Genomic DNA, 253 nt, shown 5'->3' with positions numbered 1-253 from the left:
ACATGTCCGTCTTAAAGACGACGTCATTAACGCATGGTGCGAGACTCGAATTCCGAGTTGAGGCATATAACGCACTCAACCACACAGAGCTTGGTCAACCCAATACAACATTTGTTGCTGGCGCGCCCGTTGATCCGAGCAATCCAACTGCAGAATGGGGTGGTAATACCAACGCGACCTTCGGAACGATCACTTCTGCACTGTCTGCGCGCATTGTGCAACTTGGCGCAAAATTATTTTCTAGCAATACAGA

General features: G+C 49.0%; 1 protein-coding gene. It reads left to right on the top strand.

Features of this window, described 5'->3' with window-relative positions:
- Positions 1-253: hypothetical protein (locus JAO32_RS19890; protein WP_334243637.1), on the top strand; the 253-nt coding region annotated here is incomplete at both ends.

Origin of the sequence: Terriglobus sp. ADX1, assembly GCF_036877645.1 — a bacterium.
Classification (GTDB): domain Bacteria; phylum Acidobacteriota; class Terriglobia; order Terriglobales; family Acidobacteriaceae; genus Terriglobus.
This window is presented reverse-complemented; position numbering and strand designations above follow the sequence as displayed.